Origin of the sequence: Acinetobacter guillouiae (assembly GCF_002370525.2) — a bacterium.
Lineage (GTDB): Bacteria > Pseudomonadota > Gammaproteobacteria > Pseudomonadales > Moraxellaceae > Acinetobacter > Acinetobacter guillouiae.
Window position 1 is genome coordinate 835048 of sequence record NZ_AP014630.1, and the last position, 23115, is coordinate 858162.

The following is a 23115-nucleotide window of genomic DNA, read 5'->3' on the forward strand; positions in this document are numbered from 1 at the left end:
CATTTATTTCGCATCACCACTGTTTTTGATCTCACCACTGAGTAAAACAGTATGTAAGTCAGAACCAAAAGTACGTACATTATCCAATACTGCTTTATTACGGCGGGTGAGCCAGTTATAACCAAGTACCGCAGGCACGGCTACAGCAAGACCGATTGCAGTCATGATCAGTGCTTCGCCGACAGGTCCAGCAACTTTATCAATAGAGGCCTGACCCGAAATGCCAATTGCAGTAAGTGCATGATAGATTCCCCAAACTGTACCGAACAAACCAACGAATGGTGCGGTAGAACCGACAGTTGCAAGAAATGCTAAACCACCACTTAAATGACTTTGAATTTTATCAATTGCACGTTGAATCGACATTGTGACCCAAGTATTAAAGTCGATACGCTCAAGTAGGTTTCCGCCATGTTTTTTGGTTGAGTTAATGCCTTTTTCAGCAATAAAACGATAAGCACTTGCTTCGCCTAGCGTTCCCGCAGCGCCGTCAATTGATGCAGCATCCCAAAATTTGGCTTCAACTTCTTTACCTTGACGCTTAATTTTTGCCTGCTGAATAAACTTGGTCACCATGATGTACCACGTTCCAATCGACATCAGCACCAAGATAAATAAGGTTGATTTAGCCACAATATCACCTTCGCGCCATAGTGCTTCTAAACCGTAAGGGTTGTGAACAGCTTGTGTTGTTGCTGGTTTAGGTGGTGGTGTATGTGTTTCACTGGTCGTCGTTACAGTCGCAGGCGTTGCAGCGGTTTCTTCTGCAAATACACTAGATACAGGCATTAGGGTGCTTGCAGTTAAAATCCCAACAGAAGCAAATAGTCGTACAGATTTCAGCGTTTTATTCATCATTTATCTCCAAATTTTTATTTAATTGATTACTGCAATACAAATTCATAAGGTATGTCATACCAAGAATCTTGAGGTTCACCATTCTTTAACGCAGGTTTAAACGTACATAAGCTATAAGCTTTCGCAGCTGCTTTATCTAAGCTTTTACTCCCACTCGATTTTTTAACTTTGGCCTCTTTAACTTTTCCATCACTACCCACAAATACCGAAATAAGAACGTCACCTTGCTCTTCATTTTGTAAAGCTTCACGCGTGTACTCGGGTGTTTTACAACCCGCTTCTCCACTCGATACACCTCGAGTTTCACCTGCTGGTTTGGGTTTTGCAGGTTCAGTTTTTGACGTCGTTTCTGGCTTTGCCGTCGGTGTCGGCTCAAGACTTTCTGAGGTTTTTGGCGTTGGTGTAGGTTTAGCCGTCTGCTTTGGTGTTGCTGTAGGTTTTTCCATTGGTTTTTCAGTCGGCTTTGGCTCTGGTGTTTTCAACACTTTCTCCACCAACTTTGGCAGTTCTGGTGGCTTTTCAATGGGTTTTGGTTTTTCTGGTTCAGGTTTTTTGTCCTGAATAATCAGTAATTCAACAGGTTTATCCGCTGGTTTTTCAACTGTCTTGGATAAGCCCGTAATCAAGCCATAGAGAATGATTAGATGCAGTAAGATGACTGCTCCAATCCCGATCAGGCGTTTGGAAGAATTATTTTCTAATTCTGAAAAATTCTTGCCCATTGCTACTCCTGAAATGAGAGACAAACAATAAATAGTAAAAGAGAGACGATAAAAAAATTCTGTTCAATTCTTTTGTTTGGCTAAGTGAATGAATCAATTTCGCAAACACCATGACTTGATTAGGCCTAGACAATGTTTGCGAAATGCCCAATTAGAATTTATAAGTTGCTCTGACGTAATATGCTCGACCGGTTGGGTCTGCATAACTAGAGTCATAACCGTATTGGAAGTTATCAGTCACGTTGGACGCAGGCGGATCTTGGTCAAAGATATTTTTGATCCCACCAGTGAGTTCTAAGTTCTTGAATCCACTATAAGTGCCCGCAATGTTATACAGGATGTAGTCGCTAACTCGATGGTTATCATATTTGGCTTCACCAATAGAATTTGAGTCTTTATAACCACGGCTAAACTGTTGTTCAAAGATCATTTTCCAGTTGTCGTAACTCCAATTGACATTGGCAACATGTTTCCAGCGGGAATAGACTTGTTGGTTATAATAGCTACCTGCACGACTGATCCATTCACCGCCTTTCTCTTCTTGTTTGTCATATTTAATGACATAGGTCCCATCAATACCAAAACCAAAACGCCCTGTTTTAGTCACAGGCGTAAGATAGTTCAAACTTAAATCAACCCCTTGAGTTTTAATCCCACCCATATTGATCAAAGTGGTACTCACATATTTGATTCGTCCGTCTGCATCTCGGACAAATAAGCTTGAATATTTACTTGGGTCAGCAAAAATAATTGAATCGGTAATCGTATCAATCAGATTGTCTACTTTGATGTTGTAGTAATCTGCTGTAAATACCAGATTTTTGATTGGCTCAAACACAAGTCCAGCAGTATAAGATGTTGACTCTTCAGCTTTTAAGTCGGGATTTCCACCTTGCATACGTTTAAATTGAACATTACATTCAGTTTGATATTGAGGTGAAGTTGCAGCACCACCGGGGCAGAGCACAGGGTCATTGTATTTTGAACCTGTAAAGGTCTGGCTTTGAGGTGAGTTGATGTCATATAAGCTAGGTGCACGGAAACCTGTGCTGTATGAGGTACGGAACATTAATTGCTTTAACGGTTCCCAACGTAAAGCAACTTTTGGATTGAAGGTATCGCCAAAATCACTATAGTCATCATAACGTGCTGCAAGCTGCGCTTCTAAATTGGCTAAAATCGGGATATGTAATTCAGTGAATACCGCAGAGATATCTCGATCACCCTTACTCACAGGTTTATCTGGATCTATACCGCTACCAGGTACTTGTCTGACGATCTCAGCATTAATTTTTTGATCCCAATTTTGTTTGGTAAAACTACCACCTAAGGCAAATCCAACTTCACCCGCAGGTAGTGTATAGATTGGACGAGATACAGTGACATCAAAAGAGGTTGAGTCTAAGCTGGCTTTATTGGTATCCCCATTGACTTCAAAAGATTTCCAAATATTAGCATCGGCTGAAGGGCCAAATGGATTGAGTGAACCGTCATTTAAAGCAGCTTGAACTTTACTTTGATTGAGGTAACCCGCATTAAAGCTATCGGTTGCTTCACTTTTTGCATAGGTTAAACCTGCATTGATATCCCAACCATAAGCTTCACCCTCAATTCCTGCAAATGCACGATGTGAGTCATTGGTTGTTTTGCCTGAACGGTTACCACCTTGTGAACGCAGATAGAGTTGTAAATCTCCATCGCTGAGTCCAGTCACTGCAGGAACAATGCCTTTGCCAGGATAATATTGACTTGTCGAGGGTAAGGTGACTGAACGGCTATATACATCAGGCGCAATCGAAGTGGTAACTTCGTTACGTGAGAAGATATATTCTCCAATCAGATTAAATTTATCTGAAAGTTTAAAGGTTCCGCGGCCAAGTGCTGAAATTGTTTCAACTTCTGGGGTAATCCCAATCAGTGCTTGGGTATTGAGATAACATAACCCACCATCGGCAGCGACATTTGGTGTGTTATTACAATTTGTATTGCCATATGGATTTGCTAAGATATTGTTTTTGGGATCAAAAATATTTGCTGGGAAGGCATTTGCTGAGCTGGCATCTAAACCGAGTTCAGGAATTACACCACCACGGCGACTGATCTTGCGGTCTTTTGCCATGATATTGTTGGTTTTGCGATAATCGACTACACCGTAAATGTTAAAGCCTTGTTCATCTAGATTGCCATAACCCCCAAAGATGGAAATATCTTGTTTATCACCACCACTGGCTTCGGGCTGAGTTGCCCCCACACTGATGTTGAGACCTTCAAAAGATTTTTTGGTTATAAAATTGACCACACCACCAATTGCATCGGCGCCATAAACCGCAGATGCACCATCACGGAGAACTTCGATACGTTCAACCATTGCCATTGGAATAATATTAAGGTTGGTGGTTGATGTACTAAACGGACTATAAGCCAGACGACGTCCATTCAATAGGACCAGGGTTTTATCTGTGCCTAATCCACGTAAATTGGCTGATGAACCCTCGGTATTACTTGCACCGACATTTTGAGAGGTAGAAAAACCAGCTTGGTTGGAACTGACTTTGGTCAGTGCTTCTTCGACAGTGGTTACCCCTTGTTTGGCTAGATCTTCACCTTTAATAATCGTAATGGGTGAAGCACTTTGAGCTGCAACCCCTTTAATTGAAGACCCTGTAACGGTGACTTTGGCTACTTTTATTGGCTGTGTTGTTTCTTCAGTTTCTGCTGCATGCGCTAGCGATAGGCACATCATACTTAGACTAAGCGTACTTAATTTTAGTAACGTTTTCCCCATCGTTGGCGATCCCAAAGTGCAAACATTTTTGTTTACTTTCATATTTTCAGACATCCGTTTTTTTTTTGTACTTAGCGATATTGCTGCATTGCTTTCTAGCAATTCAAGTGCCAACTATCTAATTATATGTTTTAAAAATATACAAAAAAATGATAAGAATTTACGTGACTAGTGTTTAATCTCCTTATTCATCCGTGACTTGATAGTAGAAAAATAAGTTTGGAAGTCGCCCTGATTAATGTTAATACAATATGAAGATTTGATTAAAAAATACTCAATAGACTTTAGTTTTTCTTTATATTGGGTTGTTAATTAAAGAGTTTAACTATATTTAATGAGTGGTATAACTATTAATTATGGCTTTATTTTTGCTATTAATTATTTTAAATCAAAAGATTAAATGATTATTTATAGTGTTTGATAAAATAAGTGATCAATTTTGGAACGTGTGTGTACTTAAATTGTGCATTATGAGTAGTTCTGATAAATGATATCTGAATTTAATATTTAGATTGGTGCTGAAGATGACGATAGGATGTCAGTCACAGATAATCATTGAATAAATGTGATTTTATTACGGTAAAAATAAACAAAATTTAGAAGGGGTAAGTGTAGTGGCATGATATTCGCTTTGTATTTAATACTGTTATATCGTTCAATTTTTCACTATTGTTAATTTAACGTTCTGGTTCGGCACCAAAGCAGCAATCGACAGGATGATGGTGCTGCCAGTATTCTGTTTAAATAATTTGATGAATAAAAATACATAGGTGTGAATTTGGAATCCAAGCTTTTACAATTTGCGTTGTTGGTCGGTGCAATGGGTTGTGGGGAAATGGCGATTGCGAAAACGCCTGCACAACCGAATAAAATCCTGAATTTGGCTTTTGAAGCACCAGATGATGGTTTTGATATGGTGAAAACCTATAATTTCTACAGTGGAAATATTGCAGAGGCGATATTTGAACCCTTACTCAAATATGATTATCTGGCTCGTCCCGTGGTACTGGTACCCAATACGGCACAAGCATTGCCAAAAATAGAACAAGAGGGCAAGGTCTATACTTTTAAAATACAACCCGGTATTTATTTTACCGATGATCCTGCGTTCAAAGGCAAACGACGTGAGCTGACTGCCCAAGATTACATTTATTCGATTCAACGTGTGAGTGATCCGAAAAATCATTCGCCTACCTATTCTTTTATTGATGGCAAAATCCAAGGCTTAGAGCAAGTGGTTGCCAATGCGAAAAAGACAGGCAAGTTTAATTATGATGCGCCCATTACAGGGCTTAAAGCTTTAGACAAATACACCCTACAATTTACCTTAACCCGTGCAGATTATAATTTTCCTTATATTTTGGCCTATGTCACTTTTAGCGGAACAGCGCGTGAAGTTGTTGATTTTTATGGTGATCGTATCGGGCAGCATCCTGTAGGTACAGGCGCTTATCAACTGAGTAAATACGTACCACGCAGTAAAATTGAGCTGGTGGCAAATCCTGACTATCGTGGCTTTATTTGGAATTATAAATCGACAGGTACAGCATGGGATAACCAACTTGTCAAAGAGATGTCGGGTAAAAAAATGCCCCAAGTCGGTAAGGTTGTCGTGAGTATTATTGAGGAAGAACAGTCAAGGTGGTTGGCATTTAAATCAGGCCAATTGGATTTTGACAAATTAACCTCAAATGCGGTTCCACAGGCTTTAAACGGCACACAATTAAAACCAGAACTTAAACAGCAGGGCATTCAGCATTTTCCCAATAAAGACCCTGAAATCACCTATACCATGTTCAATATGAAAGATCCGATTGTGGGGGGGTATAGTCTAGACAAAATAGCGCTACGCCGTGCCATTACCTTGGCATATAACCAACAGGAAGCGATTAAGCAACTTTATAAAGGTCAAGCGGTTAGAGCTGAAATGTTGGTACCAGATGGGGTACAAGGGCACAATGCTCAATATAGAAGTAGTGTTGCCTATAACCCGTTATTGGCCAATAAATTACTGGATCGATTTGGTTATAAGAAAGGTAAAGATGGTTATCGAACTTTACCCAACGGGCAGCCATTTACGCTGAAATATAATACTGAAAATAGCTCAAGCTCAGTCATTCATTCTGAGTTATGGAAGAAAAACTTAGATGCTATTGGGGTACGTGTTGAGTTTAAGGTCAGTAATTTTGCCGATAATTTAAAAGAGGCCATGCAGTGTAAACATATGATTTGGGGTGGGGCATGGATTGCTGATTTTCCTGAAGGCGAAAATTTTGCCCAATTGCTTTATGGTCCAAACTCAGGCAAAGGAAATTTAAGTTGCTATCAATCCAAAGCTTATGATGCACTGTATCAGCAAGCGTTAACTTTACCGCCACAACAACGAACGCCATTTTATGAAAAAATCAGTCGGCAGATAGAGGCAGATAACCCTTGGATTATTCATAGTACCCGTATTCGCAATTGGCTGTTGCAACCACAAGTTCAAGGCTATAAAGCACATCCAATGATCAATACCGTTTGGCAATACCTTGATGTTCAGCCAGTTAAAAAATAACCAGATGAAGTTGAATAAAATGATGAAGGATGATTTAAAGCAAAAGTTAAAGCAGATTGGGGTCAGTGCATTCTTGGGCGGTATGCTCCTGACAGGCACGATGAATGTATTTGCCAAAAGCCCAGCGGATCCAAATAAAGTTTTACGTTATGTTTTCCCCGTTGCAGAAACGGGTTTTGATCCAGCAGGCACCCAAGATCTTTATTCTGCGCATGTGCATAATTCAATATTTGAAGGCTTATATACCTACGATTATTTAGCAACACCGGCCAAATTAGTCCCCCGTACCGCGGTGAGCCTGCCTGAAGTCAGTGCTGATGGTTTAATCTATACTTTTAAAATTCAAAAAGGAATTTATTTTGCCAAAGATCCTGTATTTAAAGGCAAAGCCCGTGAATTAACCGCGCAAGACTATGTTTATTCTTATAAACGGTTGTTAGACCCAAGTTTGCATTCGCCCAATAGTTGGTTGTTTGATGACAAAATTCTAGGCATGGACAAAGTGCTTGAGCAAGCTAAAAAAACAGGCAAGTTTAATTATGATCTACCTGTTGCAGGGCTTCAGGCCACAGATCGTTATACCTTGGTGATTAAACTAAAACAAGTTGATCAAAACTTCCCAATGCTGTTGGCACATCAACCAGCTGGTGCAGTGGCACGAGAAGTGATTGAACACTATCGAGATCGGTCTGGCTTTGCCATGGCCCATCCTGTGGGAACAGGTCCCTATGTCTTGGCAAAATGGACACCTGGCTCACGGATTATCCTGAAAGCCAATCCAGATTATCGTGGTTATGTTTGGGATTTCAAAGCATCTACGCCAGAAGATCAAAAAATTGTCGATGCGATGAAAGGCAAAAAAATGCCGCAAATCGGTGTGGTCGATATTCAAGTGATGGAAGAATCACAATCACGCTGGTTATCATTTAGTAAAGATGAAACTGACTTATTTGTGTTGGATGGTGATCTCAGTGTTCAAGCCATCCAAGATGGTCAGCTTAAACCCGAACTTGCTAAAAAAGGTATTCAACTTTCCCGTATTGCCGATCCTTCAATTGATTATTATTACTGGAATATGCAAAACCCTGTTGTTGGTGGTTTGAGTAAAGAAAAAATTGCTTTACGCCGTGCCATGGCAATGGCCTTTTCACCTGATAATCAAATTAAGATTTTGATGAAGGGTGATGCACAACGCTTACAATACCCCATTCCTTATGGGGTGATTGGGCATGATCCAAACTATAAAACCAGTATTCCTTATTCCGTTAAAGCGGCCAATTTACTGTTAGATCGTTATCACTATAAGGTTGCTGCCGATGGCTGGCGTACCTTGCCGAATGGCAAACCCTTGCTGATCGAATTAACTGTTTATGGAAATAGTACACGTAGTCAGCAAAGTGCTGAATTTTGGAAAAAGACTTTAGACAATATCAAGGTCAAAATGACTACCAAATCCTTACCTTTTGCGGAAGGCTTAAAAGCTGAAAAACAATGTAAAACCATGTTTAAGGGATCAGCTTGGATTGCCGACTATCCCGATGCAGATAATTTTATGCAGCTGTTTTATGGAAAGAATATCCATGCAACCAATAGTGCATGTATGAAAATTCCTGAATATGATCGCTTATATGAACAAACCCAAAAATTGAAACCGGGTCCTGAACGTGATGCTTTATATCATAAGATGGCGCGGATATTAGAAGTGTATATGCCGGTACAAATGGCATCGACGCGTTATCGCAATGCTTTGGCGCAACCGCGTGTCATCGGCTTTAAAAAGCATCCGATTATTCCATCGGAATGGATGTATTTTGATATGAAAAAATAACCTCTATCAAAAGCTTAAAAATAAACAGATTGAAATTTGAAAATGAATAAATGAAAGATTGGAGAAAATGAAAATGAAGCGATTTAAATTAACCACACTCTGTATGTTGTCAATGGGTATGGGGCAATGGGCCTTTGCAGAAACTGAACGCAGTACTTTACCCAAGTTTCAGGCCAAAGATATCCCTGCCCAATGTGATGCAAAAATTGCAGACGTTAAAACCAAGTTGGCTGAATTTGCCAAAGTTAAACTCAAAAATAATGCGCCTGCTGGAGCAGTATTGGCAAAGTGGGATCAAATTTTTGCAGAGTTTGAAGATTTTTATGGGCCAATTAATTTAGCCAGTAATGTTGACCCAAGCGCAGATTTACGTAAAGCCGCAGAGGATTGTGAAGTTAAAATCAGTCAGTTTCAAACTGAAGTCTATCAAGATGGAAAACTTTATCAGCAAATTAAAAAAACCAAAGCCAGTGATGAGATTGACCGTAAATATCGCCAAGATATTTTAGATGGTTTTGAAGATACAGGGGTACAACTTCCCGCAGAAAAACAAGCACGTTTAAAAGTGATTTTAGATGAATTGACCAAGATTCAACAAGAATATGCCCGCAACATTCGAGACAATCCTGAAAAATTAGAATTTACCCCAGCCGAGCTAAAGGGCTTACCAGAAAGCTATATTGCCAATCTAAAGAAAAATGAAAAAGGCAATTACCTGTTGGGTTTTGACTACCCAGAATACCGTCCTTTTATGGAATTGGCAGACAGTGATGATGCGCGTAAACGTTATCAAATTGCTTATACCCGCCGTGGTACTGAAAAGAATTTAGTGTTGCTTAAACAAGCGATTGATTTACGGCATGAACTTGCACAATTATTCGGTAAAGCCAGTTATGCCGATTGGGCATTGAAAAACCGTATGGCCAAGAATCCTGAAACGGTCAATAAATTCCTCAATGAGGTACATAGTACGGTTGCGCCATTAGAGAAAAAAGAAGTGCAAACACTGCGTGAATTTAAAGCCAAGACCTTAAATATTCCAGTGGAAAAAGCGGAAATTAACCGTTGGAGTGAGGGCTATTGGAGCGAAAAATTACGTCAAGAAAAGTACAAAATTGACCAAGAAAAAATGCGTGAATATTTCCCGACTCAAGCATCACAAGATTGGTTATTTGCAATTTCATCAAATCTATACGGGATTGAATTTAAGCCTGCCAAGGTTGATGTCTGGCAAGATGAAGTTGAATATTACGATGTCACAGATCGGAAAACAGGTCAGCTTTTAGGTGGTTTATATATCGATAAATTTCCACGTGAAGGAAAGTATGGTCATGCAGCGGTGTGGGGGGTTAAGGGTGGCAGTACCCTGACCCAGCGTAAACCGATCTCAGCCTTAGTCACCAACTTTAACCGTAAAGGTTTAAACAGTGATGAACTGGAAACTTTTGTGCATGAGTTTGGACATGCCTTACATGGAATTTTGTCAAACACCCGTTACGCCTCGCAATCTGGTACCTCTGTCGAGCGAGATTTTGTTGAAGCACCGTCACAGATGTATGAAGAATGGGCACGCCGTAAAGAAACGCTGTCGACTTTAGCCGATTATTGCAAACCAGCCTGTCCACGTGTCGATGATGAATTGATTGGCAAATTAAAAGCCGTTAAAAACTATGGTCGTGGCTTGTTCTATTCTCGTCAAACCTTATACGCACAATACGATATGGCACTGCATACCGCAGATGCTTTAAAAACTCAGCCTTTAGACGTATGGAAAAAACTCGAAAACCAAACCGCCTTAGGGTATGTACCAACCACAGAATTCCCAGGACAATTTGGTCATATTATGGGCGGATATCAAGTTGGCTATTATGGCTATATGTGGTCTGAAGTGATGGCCTTAGACATGCTTTCTGCTTTTGGCGATAACTTAAATAATCCAGAGGTTGGAGCACGTTATCGTAAAGCGATTTTGTCACAAGGTGGACAAAAGAAAGCAGAGCAGCTGGTGGTTGATTTTTTGGGCAGAGAACCGGATAACAAGGCATTCTTTCAAGAAATTACCGGTCAACGTGATTAAAAGGAATTAGAACTATGCTGGCATATATCACGCGCCGTATATGGCAAATGATTCCGACCATGTTGGGAGTCGTGTTGCTGATTTTCTTTCTATTTAATTGGGTTGGCGGAGATCCTGCTTATATCCTTGCTGGAAAAATGGCAAACCCTGAACAGATTGAAAATATTCGTCAGCAACTTGGGGTAGATCAACCATATTACGTTCAATTGTGGATTTTTATTAAGCAAATCCTGACTTTTGATTATGGCAATAGCTGGAGTACGGGGGAATCAGTTTCAAACATTATCCTGACCCGCTTAGGTCCATCACTGACCATCATTATTCCACTGACAATTTTACAAACTGTAATTTCAATCATTCTGGCTTTGGCTGTTGCTTCTGTACGTGGTTCATTGACGGATCGTATGGTGATGTTGTTATGTACCATTGGGATGTCGATCAGTATTTTGGTGTATATCATCGTATTTCAATACGGTCTTGCCTATAAGCTGGGATGGTTTCCTGTACAAGGTTGGAGCGATAGTCTCAGTGAAAATCTATTGCAATACGCACTATTGCCAATCTTAATCATGTTGGTGGTGAGTATTGCACCGACTTTACGTCTATACCGTAGCTTTGTCTTAGATGAAGTCAATCAGGACTATGTCCGTACTGCACGGGCAAAAGGGGTCGGTGAGGGACGTATCTTAGGTGTACATGTACTGCGTAATGCATCTATTCCGATTATTACTGACGTGATGTCGAGCCTGCCAGCGTTGTTGATTGGGGCATTTTTAATTGAGCGATTTTTTGGTATTCCGGGGATTGGGCGAGAAGTCATTATTGCAGTAGAACGAAGCGACTTTCCAGTGATTAAAGCTATCACGGTCTATGTTGCCGCTGCGACCATGATTTTTAACCTGATCGCTGATTTGATTTATAAAGTGGTTGATCCACGCGTACAGTTGAAGTAGGTGGGATGATGCTCGGAATTTTATCGAAAAAAGTAGACGCCCAAGAACAACAGACTTCTCCCGGTTTATGGCGATTGGCGATGCGACGTTTAAAAGCAGATCGTATCGCTATGCTGTCGTTATTGGTGTTGCTGTGTTATTTCATCATATTGGTACTCTCCATGACGGGTGTGATTGCATCAAATTGGAATAAAGAAGTAGCCGTGAGTTATGCGCCACCTACATTTATCGGGGCAGATCAAAACACGCAAGATTCTGCAAAAAAAGCCGCAACTGTAGAGGCCTTACCTGAAAATCCTGTTGATCCTTTAAAAGATGTGATCAAGGAGTTAAATACTGAAATTGCAACAGAACAAGCTTCAGGTGGTGCGATTGACTACTACGGTATTCAAGATCCACTTGCAGAAGATATGAAAGCCATTGATCAGCAATTGGGTGGGCATTTACTTGATCAGCAAAGTGAACTCAAACAAACCTTGCCTTTTGGTGCGGATAAATGGGGACAGGATGTTGTACTCAAAACCATTAAAGGCGCAGAAACCTCAATTATTGTGGGCTTGGTCTCGGCATTATTGGCCGTGGTAATCGGCACATTCTTAGGGGCAATTGCTGGTTACTTTGGTGGTTGGGTGGATGATGTTCTAAACTGGTTTTATAACATTTTTACCTCGATACCTTATCTATTGTTGGTATTGGCGATTGCCGCTGTACTGCAACAAAAGGGCATTCTTTCCATTGTTTTAATTCTTGGATTAACAGGTTGGACTGGGGTATTCCGTTTAATTCGTGCTGAATATATGAAACATAATTCACGCGAGTATGTGCTGGCAGCCAAAGCGATTGGTGTCAGTAATACCCGACGGATGTTCGTGCATATTTTTCCTAATGTAAGTCATATTGCTTTGGTTCAGATGTCGATCTTGGTGGTTGCATTTATTAAGTCTGAAGTGATTTTAAGCTTCTTGGGCTTTGGTGTACCTGTGGGGGTGGTGTCATGGGGCAGTATGTTGAATGAAGCGCAAAGTGAGCTGATTTTAGGTAAATGGTGGCAATTGGTGGCAGCCTCAGTAGCCATGGCCGTGCTTGTGACCGCATTTTCAATGTTTACAGATGCATTACGAGATGCATTAGACCCTAAACTAAAATAAGGAGCTTAAAGATGTCAGAACAACAAGCGACACCTCCTGTGCTACTCAGTGTTGAAAATCTGAGTGTGAGTTTTAAGGGTGAAAATAAGCAATTTATTGAAACCGTAAAAGGTATTTCATTTCAGATTCCTGCCAATACTACCGTGGCTTTGGTTGGTGAATCTGGCAGTGGCAAATCAGTAACTTCATTGGCAACCATGGGTTTATTACCCAAAGGTCAATCTCGTATTGCTGAAAACAGTAAAATTATTTTTGAAGGCAAAGACTTACTCAGTTTAAGCAGTAAACAAATGCGTGCAATGTGTGGTAAAGACATTGCTATGATTTTTCAGGAACCGATGTCATCACTTAATCCTGTATTTACGGTGGGTGATCAAATCGCTGAAATTATGCGTATCCATTTAAATATGGGGCGTAAACAAGCACGACTACGCACTTTAGAATTACTCACTGAAGTGGGGATTCCATCCCCTGAAAGCAAGATTGATGCTTACCCCAGTCAACTGTCTGGTGGTCAACAGCAACGGGTCATGATTGCCATGGCAATTGCCTGTGAACCCAAATTACTGATTGCTGATGAACCGACCACCGCATTAGATGTCACCATCCAAAAACAAATATTAGATTTGTTGGAGACTTTACGTAAGCGCCGTCAAATGTCGATGTTGTTTATTACTCATGACTTGGCATTGGTGAGTGAAATTGCCGATGAAGTGATTGTGATGCGTCATGGTGAAATTCGTGAACAAGGTTTAGCAAAAGCTGTTTTAGAACAGCCACAAGATGCCTATACCAAAGCATTATTATTATGCCGTCCGCAACTTTCGTATCGTCCATATCGCTTACCGGTCATTAGTGATTTTATGCAAGCCCAAGATGTACCCGTGACTGAGGCAGTGAGTTTGCCTAAGGTGGATTTTGCGGAGCGTAAGCGCGGCCTTGTTGGCGGTGAAGAAATTATTTTAGAGGTGCGTGATTTAAAAAAATCATTTTTTAGCCGTAAAGGGCTATTTGGCAAAGATGAATTTCAGGCAGTCAAAGGGGCATCTTTCCAACTGGCGAAAGGTAAAACTTTGGGGCTCGTTGGGGAGTCCGGCTCAGGTAAAACCACTATTGGTTTATTGTTGATGCGTTTGCAACAAGCTTCTGGCGGCCAAGCTTTATTTCAAGGTAAAGATATTTTGGCAATGTCTGAAAAAGAGTTTGCCCAGTATCAACGTAAGATTCAGATTATCTTTCAGAATCCCTATGCCTCACTTAATCCGCGTTTTACCGTAGGGCAGATTTTGATGGAGCCGATGCAAGTTCATAAAATTGGTGCAAATAATACTGAACGTAAAAAGATGGCTTTGGAATTACTGGAAAGAGTGAGCTTACCTGCGCAAGCCTTTGATCGTTATCCGCATGAGTTTTCTGGGGGACAACGTCAACGTATTGCAATCGCACGCTGTTTAACTTTAAAACCTGAAATTTTAATCTGTGATGAATCCGTCTCAGCACTCGATGTATCGGTTCAAGCACAAGTCCTGAACTTACTTCAAGATCTGCAAGATGAATTTGGCTTAAGTTATATTTTTATCTCACATGATTTGTCTGTGGTGAAATATATTTCGGATCAAATTATGGTGATGAACCACGGTGATATCGTTGAAATTGCCAATTCGGATGAGTTGTACCAGTCACCACAGCATGACTATACCAAACGCTTATTGAGTTCAATTCCACAAGGAAGCAGACAGGTGATTTAGATTTTTGTTATGTGAGAGCTGCTGGATTCAGTTGCTGCCAGTCAGTGAAGGATTTTAAATCTTGCTCTTTGCGAAGTTGATACTTCTCACCTTTGAAAAAGGAGGAGTTTTACTAAAGTTAATTAATTTAGTCTCAGCTAGCTCTCCCTTTTTTTTCTAAGTGGGAGAGCTACTGTTGTAGTAGCGTAAGGAGTATTTTTATTGATATATAACAAGATTAAACTGATGCGTTTTGTTTAGGATAAATATACTTGCGATAGATAGGCATAAGAATAGGCAATAATAAAAAATGAAATAGGCTGGTTGCACAACTGATTAGAATAAAAGTGATTATATCAGGTGGTGAGTAAATCAGTATTATTACGCCATAGACTGGAATAACAATCGGTAAGATTGAACAGACTGTATAGCTAAGAAATGGTCTGCGAATGGCTGTTTCTGAGCAAAGTAAATAGGCATAGCTCCACATCCATAGGCCATAAATTGAGCATAAAATGACAACCTGAAAAAGTGGATAACCATAATCCTGTGGTTTCTTTCTAAGAAAATTGATCAGATACTCTGAATAAAACAGCCCTTGATATGCTATCGATATAGACGCAATAAACCAGATAAGAAATAAGGGAATGAGGATCAGGTATTTTTTATTCATCCTGTTATTACCATATTAAGATCATATTGCTTAAAGGATTTTGCACTGTTTTGTTTACAGCACAAGCTGAGGCATAGCCTACAGTAATATATTTAAACCTTAATGCATGATGTAGCGCATAGTTTAAACGAAAAAAAGCCACTATTTAAAAATAGTGGCTTTTGCTCTTTAAGTCTATTCAGAACTTAGAACTTTTTAAAACCTTTTGTCACAACAAACGGTTTTTTCTTTTCAGGTTGTTCACTACGTTCTTGGCGATCTGAACGATCTAGACGCTCGTTTGGATTATAACGGCCTTCTGAACGATTACGGTTTTGTTGATTGCCATAACGGTTTTCAGAACGGTTGCTATTAAAACTATTACCACGGTTGTCCGCACGCTCATTGTTGTAGCTGTTGCCACCAGAACGTGCTTTATTAAAGCGGTTTTCAGAGCGTTCATTGCGATTTTCAGTGCGGTTTTGACCATATTGGTTTGCACTTGGCTGAGCATCACGACGATCATTTTGATGGTTGTGAGTTTCTTCACCTTCGCTATCACGACGTTGTTGACGCAGGAATCCACCACGACGCGCAGCCATAGGTTTGTCTTGCATACGTTCGGTACGACGTTTTGCCATACCAAATAAACCTGTACCTTGACGTGGTTTAAGTTCAACAGCTTTGGTTAAATTATCGATATCAGTTTTATCAAGTTCCATCCAACGACCTGTACGAAGTTCACGAGGCAAAATCACAGTGCCGTAACGGGTACGGAGCAAGCGACTTACTTTTAGACCTTGTGATTCAAAAATACGGCGAACCTCACGGTTACGACCTTCTTTTACAACGACTTGGTACCAGCGATTGATCCCTTCACCACCAATTTCAGAGAAAGATTCAAATTTTGCTGGACCATCATCTAAAACAACGCCATTTGTCATGTTGTTTTTGAGTTGAGGCGTTACTTCACCCATGACTCGAACTGCATATTCACGTTCGATTTCATTTGAGGGATGCATTAAACGATTGGCAAGTTCACCATCATTTGTAAAAAGTAATAAACCTGTTGAGTTGATATCTAGACGACCCACCATCACCCAACGGTCATTGGAAATCGGGGGTAAGTGATCAAACACAGTCGGGCGAGATTCTGGATCATTACGAGAACAGATTTCACCTTCAGGTTTGTAGTAAATCAATACACGACGACGAATTTCGTCTTCAATTTGGAACTGAACTTTACGACCATCGATGCGAAGCTCATCACCTGGTTCAATACGTTCGCCCACTTGAGCAACCTGCCCATTGACACTTACACGACCAGCGGCAATGACCTCTTCCATATAACGGCGAGAGCCCAAACCCACTCGTGCGAGTACCTTTTGCAATTTTTCACTCATGACAGCATAACCTTAGAAATAATCATCAACAGTGCACCTATTTAAGACTTGGCAGCTTGCGCATCCAAAATCATAAAAGCTTCCTTGGCATCCTGTAGGGGAGGCAATTGATCTAAAGACACTAGACCAAAAGCATTTAAAAATTGTGGCGTTGTCACTAACAACGCGGGTCTACCTGGGAGTTCTCGGTAACCAGATTCTTTAATCCAGTTCCAATCAAACAAAGTCCTGAGTATTTGACTATTATTTGTAACCCCTCGTATTTGCTCAATATCAGCACGGGTTACTGGCTGATGATAAGCGATCACTGCAACTGTTTCTAACAGTGACGGCGATAATCGAGTTGGTCGATCTGGCCAAACTTGCGCAATCACGTTGCGGTATTTTGCCCGCACTTGAAAACGATAACCTTGAGCTGTTTCGACAAGTTCGATTGAACGACCATGTTGTAACACAGACAATTGCTGTAAATACTGTTGCAACTGTTGTTTAGAATACTGATTTTGAAATGCTTCTTTTAAGCGAGCAAGCGATACAGGGGCATCACTTGCAAAAATAATCGCTTCAAGTTGCATCAGAACTTCGTGATGTAATTCATCAACATTAAAGGCATTATTTTGATCAATGGTCATGCCGTTGCTCCTTGAATTGCAAGCGGGGCCTCAACACCAGAAGAAATAATTTGGACTTTTTGCTGACGGGTCAGCTCCAAGATTGCCATAAATGTAACCACCATGCCCATTCGACCTTGGTTTGGCTTGAGTAATTCTTGGAAACTGAGAACTTCTCCAGATTCAATCATATATTCGATATAAGCAATGCGTTCTTCAAGTAATACAGGTTCTTGTTCAATCTTATGGGTTATGGGTTCAGGGCGGTTAAAAATGCAATACAAGGCATCTTTTAGCATCTCAACCTCATAACCTTCATACACTTTTGGAATATGACCAATCGCAACATGGGTCGCAAAAGTATCTCGGTCTAAAACAGGCATCTGCCCTAAACGTTCAGCTGCTTTTTTAATCCGTAAATAGGTTTCTAAGCGATCGATTAATTCCTGTTTTGGATCTTTTTCAATATGAATGGCTTTTGGTTTTGGCAATAACAAGCGAGATTTTAAATCTGCCAATAATGCTGCCATCACCATATAGTCAGCGGTTAACTCGATATTTAACGATTTCATACCGTCCATATAAGACAAGTATTGTGTTGCAATCGGGGCAATATCTAACTGTAAAAGATCGAAACCATTTTTTTGAATCAGATAAATTAAAAAGTCGAGTGGTCCTTCGAAATGTTCAAGCAGAATTTCGAATGCAGCAGGAGGAATATATAAATCCTCTGGAATTTCTTCTTGCCATTCATCCAATACACGGATGTTGGAAATGGATTCCATAGGATGCTGAGTTGCTTGAGTCATTACAGTTTATTAGCCACGCGAATTTTCAAAGGCATGTTTTATTCGTGTTACCACTCAATAGGTACAATAGGAGAGGGTGGTGACGAATTACAAAAAGATATTTGGCTTATTTTAATGGAAAAGTTAAGAGGAATACATTGTTTAATTATAAAAACCATAAAAAAACCTGAAAATAAATAGGGAATATTCCGTTTTGTGATGATTGAATTCGACTAAGCTACTCATTTTTATTGTAAATTTTTATATATTTTCAAGAAAAAATTTATCCATATTTTAATCGCATAATGTGAAGTAGATCAACTTTATATACTGGGTGGGTTTGAATTCTAATCGGCTTTGTTACATCAAACTGTCTATAAAGGTTGATACAGAAATATAATTTTTCAATAAATAAAACTGTATTTAAAATTTAAGCTGTATTAATAAAGAAAATATTCTTTATTAATACAGTAGCTTTCATAGCTGTTTAAATCAGGATATCAATACAGAATGGAGCAAGTAATTAAAAAAAGCCAAAAGGAATTTAAAAATATTATTTAGTAAAAATTAATTAAAAAATAAAGTAAAGTAGATTAAATAGCGATTATTTTGATAGTATTTATTTATTGTTAAGAAATACTACATAAAAATATGTTTAATAATATTCATTTTGCCCTTGAAAAACTTGGGTTGCCTGTACAAAAACGTGTTATTCATGCGCATTTCTCAAATTCTGTCTTAAATGATCAGGTGTTTCTACAACGTATTGATGGGGCACATGCAATCAATGAGGGTGTTCTGCTTCAGCTCATCTGTCTTGCGACGTCAGCAATAATCCCTTTAAAAAGCTTTATTGGAACTCAAGCTGCAATCGATCTCGTCACAGATAAATCTGAATTAACCCGTATTTCAGGAATTGTGACTCAAGCGGATATTGGCGCATCTGATGGTTCTCTTACCATCTATCGTTTGACTGTAGAAGACCCAACAGCACTTTGGAAACACCGTAGAAACTCTCGAGTATTTATGAATAAGTCGGTTGTGGATGTGATCCAGACCGTGTTCCAAGAATGGGCACAACGCAGCCCACTATTTGCCTCAAGTCTGAGTTTAGATAAGAGTGGACTGAGCAAAGACTATGATGTACGCCCATTCATTATGCAGGCTTCTGAAAGTGACTTTGACTTCCTGACCCGTTTGATGAGAAGTGAAGGCATTAACTGGTTGATCGATGAAGCCCAACTTAAAGTATCGAGTTTCAGTGAACAAATTCAATCACAAAAGCTTCGTTTGATTGACAACAATACTCAATACACCAGCCTAGAACGCAAAAGCATCCGCTTTCATCGTAGCAGTCCCACCGAAAGACAAGACAGCATTATCTCATTTATTGGACAGCGTTCTATTCAGCCTACATCAGTACATATTCAACGTTGGCAAGCCGATGTATTAGATATAGATGAAGGTGCAGGCAATGTACAAAGTAAGCATCAACATAGTGAAAACTATGACAATGCTAGTCTAGGACTAGAGCAAGTTTGGCACTTTAGCCCAGCATGGATCCAAGATCTCAATGGAGAAGATGGCGCAACAGCATCAGGCAACAGTCAAATTGAACGTTTTAATGAAAATTTGAGTAACTACCATGATTCTCAAGCCAAACAATTTACCGCAATATCTACAGTACGTGATGCACATGTGGGTTATGTCTTTGAATTGAATGGACATCCCGAAATTGATCAACACGATTTTTCTGATAAACAATTCCTGATCACATCAAAGCGCTTTTATAACCAAAACAACCTACCTAAAGACCTGACCAATCAGGTGGATGCTTTAATCAAGCAAAGTAATTGGCAAATGACCAATATCACAACAAACAATAGTGATGAACGCCAAGCCAATCAGTTGGTGCTACAACGTCGTAATATCACCACTGCTCCAGAATACAATCCACTGAAGCATCGTCCGATTGCATCACCCCAACGTGCCAGAGTGGTTGGACCAAGTGGAGAAGAAATCCATGTCGATGAATGGGGACGGATCAAAGTACGTTTTTTGTTTACCCGTAATCAAGATCATATCCACGATGGTGGTGCTGGTTCCAATGACAACGACACCGATTCAGCTTGGGTGGATGTACTGACGCCGTGGGCTGGTGAAGGCTATGGTGCACGATTCTTACCGAGAATCGGAGAGGTCGTCGTGATTGATTTCTTTGATGGCAACATTGATAGGCCGTTTGTGGTGGGGCGTATTCATGAAGCGCATCGTCATCCAAGCAAGTTTGATAACAAAGGTAAACTGCCTGATACCAAAAAACTAGCAGGAATAAAAAGTCGAGAGTATAAAGGCAGTGGCTATAATCAACTCAGATTTGACGATACCACAGGTCAACTCAGCAGTCAGTTACAGAGCAGTCATGGGATGAGTCAACTCAACCTCGGTAATTTAAGTCATCCCAAAGAGACAGACATCAGCAAAGGACGAGGTGAAGGCTTTGAGCTGAGAACTGACCAGTGGGGTGCAGTAAGAGCAGGACAAGGTTTACTACTGAGTACTTATGCTCAGGATTCTGCTTCGGGCAGTCACCTTGATGTGACAGCAGGCAAAAATCAATTAGAAAGTAGTCTGAATAACTCTAAAGCATTGAGTGAAGTTGCCAAGAATCAACAGACTGATCCTTTAGAAAACTTAGATCATTTGAAATCGTTTATTTCTGCTTTGGAAAAAGATGACTCAGATGAAGCTAAGAACCAAGCCGATGCGTTTAAACAGGCGTTAATGATATTGGCTTCACCAAACTCAATTGCGCTTACCAGTAATGAAGATATTCATCTTTCAGCAGATGGGCAAATCAGTCATACAGCAGACAATAGTATTAACCTAAGCACCCAAAAGAGCTTCTTAGCACATGCACAAAACAAGATTAGTTTGTTTGCAGCACAAGAAGGGGCAAGGTTATTTGCAGGTAAAGGTAAAATTGAAATTCAAGCGCAGGGAGATGGTGCTGATGTCATTGCACGTAAAGGCATTCAAATCATTTCTACAGAGGATACAGTTTATATCATTAGCCCTAAAGAGATTCGATTGGTTGGGGACACTTCTGAGGTAAGGATCAATGGTTCAGGTGTATTTGCGACGACACCAGGATTGTTTGAGGTGAAGTCGGGGCAGCAGAAGTTTTTGGATGGGGAGATGATTAGCCCAACTATTCCATTAATACCAAAACTTGGAATGTATAACTTAACATTTGAAGTCAAGGATAAAGAGACTCAAGAAGCTTTGCCAAATACAGAATATGTTTTAATAAATGAGTTAGGTCATACTTTTTATGGGATAACTGATGACAAGGGATTCACGCAGACTATTTATTCTAATAAAGAGGAAAATTATAGTTTGCACGTTTTAAAGAAACAAGTTGAAAGTTTTTTAGAAGAGGACGAGGGAAATGGCTAAATACGATTCTCCTAGAATATCCCAATTATATATTGAAGAAGTACCACATAATTTATCTATAGTGAAATTTAAATATAAGGTCACTAAAAAGATCGGTAATAAAGTCATTTATACTTCAAAATTTATGTCATTTAATAGAAATAGAACCTTTTTAATCAAGGTTGATGATGATTCTGAAAAAGTACAAGCAGATGTTTATCTAAATGATAAATGGTTTAAAGGTTATATTTTAAAACACTATAAATCAGATGCAGAAATTAAATTTGATAAAGCGAGTTTGAAATCAATACAATCATTAAACTCAGAAAATACAGGACATATCAAAGAGTTGAAATTATCACAAGATGCTGAGGTTGGTTGGTTATTAGTAAAGAAAGAACAAACCTATGATTCTTTGCTAAAGGAAATTTATAAGAAAGTCCCGACAAGATCTGAATTGGACGTTTTTAGGCATGCAAATGCACATATTAGTGATTTACAGGATTTAAATTTTAATAAGAAGGTAATGCCAGGGCAGATCATCTTAATAACGAATAAAAAGCATTCAAAACAGTTAAGTGAGTATAAAAAACTAGCATTAGAGGCTGAAAGAATTATTCAATTTTTGTGTACTCAAGAGGGATTCGATCCTGAATTTTATGCAAATAATTTTGAACTTCTAGTTGATTATTTAAATTTAGCAAAGCAAGTGCAAATTGCTAAATTTGAGTATTTAAAAACCGTGGATGGGCATAAGGAAAGTTATTGTGGAGATATTACACTCAATAAAAATGCAGAAGCTTTAAATGCTGTTGGTATTTATTCAGATAAGTTTAATGAAAGAAATAGTAAATATAATGAAAAAATGGTTGGAAGAGCTCGAGAGATTTTAGTTGAACAATTAAATAAAGATGTTATGAAGTTGCAAGCAGCATATCAAAGTGAATTAAAAAATAATACTAAATATGGGAACAATAAGCATCATGCAGAGTTCAGAAAAAAATATTATGAAATGTTTTTAAAAATTGAACAAACTGTGTCTAATAACTTTATTGTAATGAAGGATAATAAAGAGTTTTCGAAAACATTAAAAAATCTTGTAAAAGATACATCGGGCGTAAGGGCTCCAGATTTTATGGGAGGATTAAAGTTTAATGTATCTTTAATGGAGCAAATTGGTCGAGCAACTATCAGTTTAAAACTTGGTATGAAACTAGTACTTTATTTTTACATTGCCGAGTCAGCTACCAAAGTATATGGTGCATATAATACTGGTGATAGTGAGTATACAATGAAAGTAACTACTGTTGAAGTTTTATATCTAGGAACTGGGTATGCAGCAGGTATGGCTGGAACATGGTTGGGTAGTCTAGCCGGTGGTGCAGCTGCAGGAGCATTGGCCGGCTCTCAAGTTGGACTGGTTCTTGGTATACCAACAGGTGGTGCTTCTGTTGCAATTGGAGCTGCTATTGGTGGTGTAGTTGGAGGGGTTGCAGCTGGATTCTGGGGAGGATATGCTGGAACAAAATTAGGAAGAGAAATTACTGGGGTTTGTAAATAAGAAGGTA

The 23115-nt window shown here is 39.4% G+C and carries 13 protein-coding genes and 1 pseudogene; 8 read left to right on the plus strand and 6 right to left on the minus strand.

The window, feature by feature from the left end; genetic code table 11:
• Positions 1-3: 3 nt before the first annotated feature.
• The 3 genes from AS4_RS04020 to AS4_RS04030 all read right to left on the minus strand — a co-directional run bounded on the left by AS4_RS04020 (position 4) and on the right by AS4_RS04030 (position 4407).
• Entirely contained in the window at positions 4-858 is an 855-nt protein-coding gene (locus AS4_RS04020; protein WP_096733274.1) for a MotA/TolQ/ExbB proton channel family protein, read from the minus strand.
• 26 nt (positions 859-884) lie between these two features.
• Positions 885-1580, minus strand: coding sequence for an energy transducer TonB (locus AS4_RS04025; RefSeq protein WP_096733276.1), 696 nt, complete (start codon positions 1578-1580; stop codon positions 885-887).
• Positions 1581-1731: 151 nt separating this feature from the next.
• On the minus strand, positions 1732-4407 hold the full coding sequence (locus AS4_RS04030) for a TonB-dependent receptor (protein WP_197724424.1): 2676 nt from the start codon (positions 4405-4407) through the stop codon (positions 1732-1734).
• A gap of 724 nt (positions 4408-5131) precedes the next feature.
• On the opposite strand from AS4_RS04030, the gene AS4_RS04035 reads away from it, so the two are divergent.
• The 6 genes from AS4_RS04035 to AS4_RS04060 all read left to right on the plus strand — a co-directional run bounded on the left by AS4_RS04035 (position 5132) and on the right by AS4_RS04060 (position 14676).
• Positions 5132-6922, plus strand: coding sequence for an ABC transporter substrate-binding protein (locus AS4_RS04035; RefSeq protein ID WP_167468970.1), 1791 nt, complete (start codon positions 5132-5134; stop codon positions 6920-6922).
• A gap of 19 nt (positions 6923-6941) precedes the next feature.
• On the plus strand, positions 6942-8750 hold the full coding sequence (locus AS4_RS04040) for an ABC transporter substrate-binding protein (protein ID WP_406565190.1): 1809 nt from the start codon (positions 6942-6944) through the stop codon (positions 8748-8750).
• Positions 8751-8817: 67 nt separating this feature from the next.
• Positions 8818-10827: a M3 family metallopeptidase gene (locus AS4_RS04045; protein WP_034610087.1), complete on the plus strand. Its 2010-nt coding sequence runs from the start codon at positions 8818-8820 to the stop codon at positions 10825-10827.
• Between the two features lie 14 nt (positions 10828-10841).
• Positions 10842-11780: an ABC transporter permease gene (locus AS4_RS04050; RefSeq protein ID WP_004722891.1), complete on the plus strand. Its 939-nt coding sequence runs from the start codon at positions 10842-10844 to the stop codon at positions 11778-11780.
• Between the two features lie 8 nt (positions 11781-11788).
• Positions 11789-12928 carry an ABC transporter permease gene (locus tag AS4_RS04055; RefSeq protein WP_096733280.1) on the plus strand — a complete coding sequence of 380 codons (1140 nt, stop codon included), beginning with the start codon at positions 11789-11791 and terminating at the stop codon, positions 12926-12928.
• 11 nt (positions 12929-12939) lie between these two features.
• Positions 12940-14676: an ABC transporter ATP-binding protein gene (locus AS4_RS04060; protein ID WP_096733282.1), complete on the plus strand. Its 1737-nt coding sequence runs from the start codon at positions 12940-12942 to the stop codon at positions 14674-14676.
• Positions 14677-15822: 1146 nt separating this feature from the next.
• On the opposite strand, the pseudogene rluB reads toward AS4_RS04060, so the two are convergent.
• The 3 genes and pseudogenes from rluB to AS4_RS04080 form a co-directional block, all read right to left on the minus strand.
• Positions 15823-16710 (minus strand): annotated as a pseudogene (gene rluB, locus AS4_RS04070) (23S rRNA pseudouridine(2605) synthase RluB); the annotation flags it as partial.
• A gap of 41 nt (positions 16711-16751) precedes the next feature.
• Positions 16752-17342: an SMC-Scp complex subunit ScpB gene (gene scpB, locus AS4_RS04075; protein WP_004722881.1), complete on the minus strand. Its 591-nt coding sequence runs from the start codon at positions 17340-17342 to the stop codon at positions 16752-16754.
• Entirely contained in the window at positions 17339-18130 is a 792-nt protein-coding gene (locus AS4_RS04080; protein ID WP_096733286.1) for a segregation and condensation protein A, read from the minus strand. The genes scpB and AS4_RS04080 overlap by 4 nt, the downstream gene beginning before the upstream one ends.
• 630 nt (positions 18131-18760) lie before the next feature.
• Between AS4_RS04080 and AS4_RS04085 the strand changes: the two genes are divergently transcribed.
• Both AS4_RS04085 and AS4_RS04090 read left to right on the plus strand, forming a co-directional pair.
• Positions 18761-21568 carry a type VI secretion system Vgr family protein gene (locus tag AS4_RS04085; RefSeq protein ID WP_096733288.1) on the plus strand — a complete coding sequence of 936 codons (2808 nt, stop codon included), beginning with the start codon at positions 18761-18763 and terminating at the stop codon, positions 21566-21568.
• A complete protein-coding gene (locus tag AS4_RS04090; protein ID WP_096733291.1) occupies positions 21561-23108 on the plus strand; it encodes a hypothetical protein in 1548 nt (515 codons plus the stop codon). The genes AS4_RS04085 and AS4_RS04090 overlap by 8 nt, the downstream gene beginning before the upstream one ends.
• The last annotated feature ends 7 nt before the right edge of the window (positions 23109-23115 follow it).

What these genes read in the sequence shown, in the direction of transcription:
- AS4_RS04020 (WP_096733274.1), bottom strand. Translation starts at nt 858, where the DNA reads ATGATGAATAAAACGCTGAAATCTGTACGACTATTTGCTTCTGTTGGG.
- AS4_RS04025 (WP_096733276.1), bottom strand. Translation starts at nt 1,580, where the DNA reads ATGGGCAAGAATTTTTCAGAATTAGAAAATAATTCTTCCAAACGCCTG.
- AS4_RS04030 (WP_197724424.1), bottom strand. Translation starts at nt 4,407, where the DNA reads ATGAAAGTAAACAAAAATGTTTGCACTTTGGGATCGCCAACGATGGGG.
- AS4_RS04040 (WP_406565190.1), top strand. Translation starts at nt 6,942, where the DNA reads ATGATGAAGGATGATTTAAAGCAAAAGTTAAAGCAGATTGGGGTCAGT.
- AS4_RS04045 (WP_034610087.1), top strand. Translation starts at nt 8,818, where the DNA reads ATGAAAATGAAGCGATTTAAATTAACCACACTCTGTATGTTGTCAATG.
- AS4_RS04050 (WP_004722891.1), top strand. Translation starts at nt 10,842, where the DNA reads ATGCTGGCATATATCACGCGCCGTATATGGCAAATGATTCCGACCATG.
- AS4_RS04055 (WP_096733280.1), top strand. Translation starts at nt 11,789, where the DNA reads ATGCTCGGAATTTTATCGAAAAAAGTAGACGCCCAAGAACAACAGACT.
- AS4_RS04060 (WP_096733282.1), top strand. Translation starts at nt 12,940, where the DNA reads ATGTCAGAACAACAAGCGACACCTCCTGTGCTACTCAGTGTTGAAAAT.
- scpB (WP_004722881.1), bottom strand. Translation starts at nt 17,342, where the DNA reads ATGACCATTGATCAAAATAATGCCTTTAATGTTGATGAATTACATCAC.
- AS4_RS04080 (WP_096733286.1), bottom strand. Translation starts at nt 18,130, where the DNA reads ATGACTCAAGCAACTCAGCATCCTATGGAATCCATTTCCAACATCCGT.
- AS4_RS04085 (WP_096733288.1), top strand. Translation starts at nt 18,761, where the DNA reads ATGTTTAATAATATTCATTTTGCCCTTGAAAAACTTGGGTTGCCTGTA.
- AS4_RS04090 (WP_096733291.1), top strand. Translation starts at nt 21,561, where the DNA reads ATGGCTAAATACGATTCTCCTAGAATATCCCAATTATATATTGAAGAA.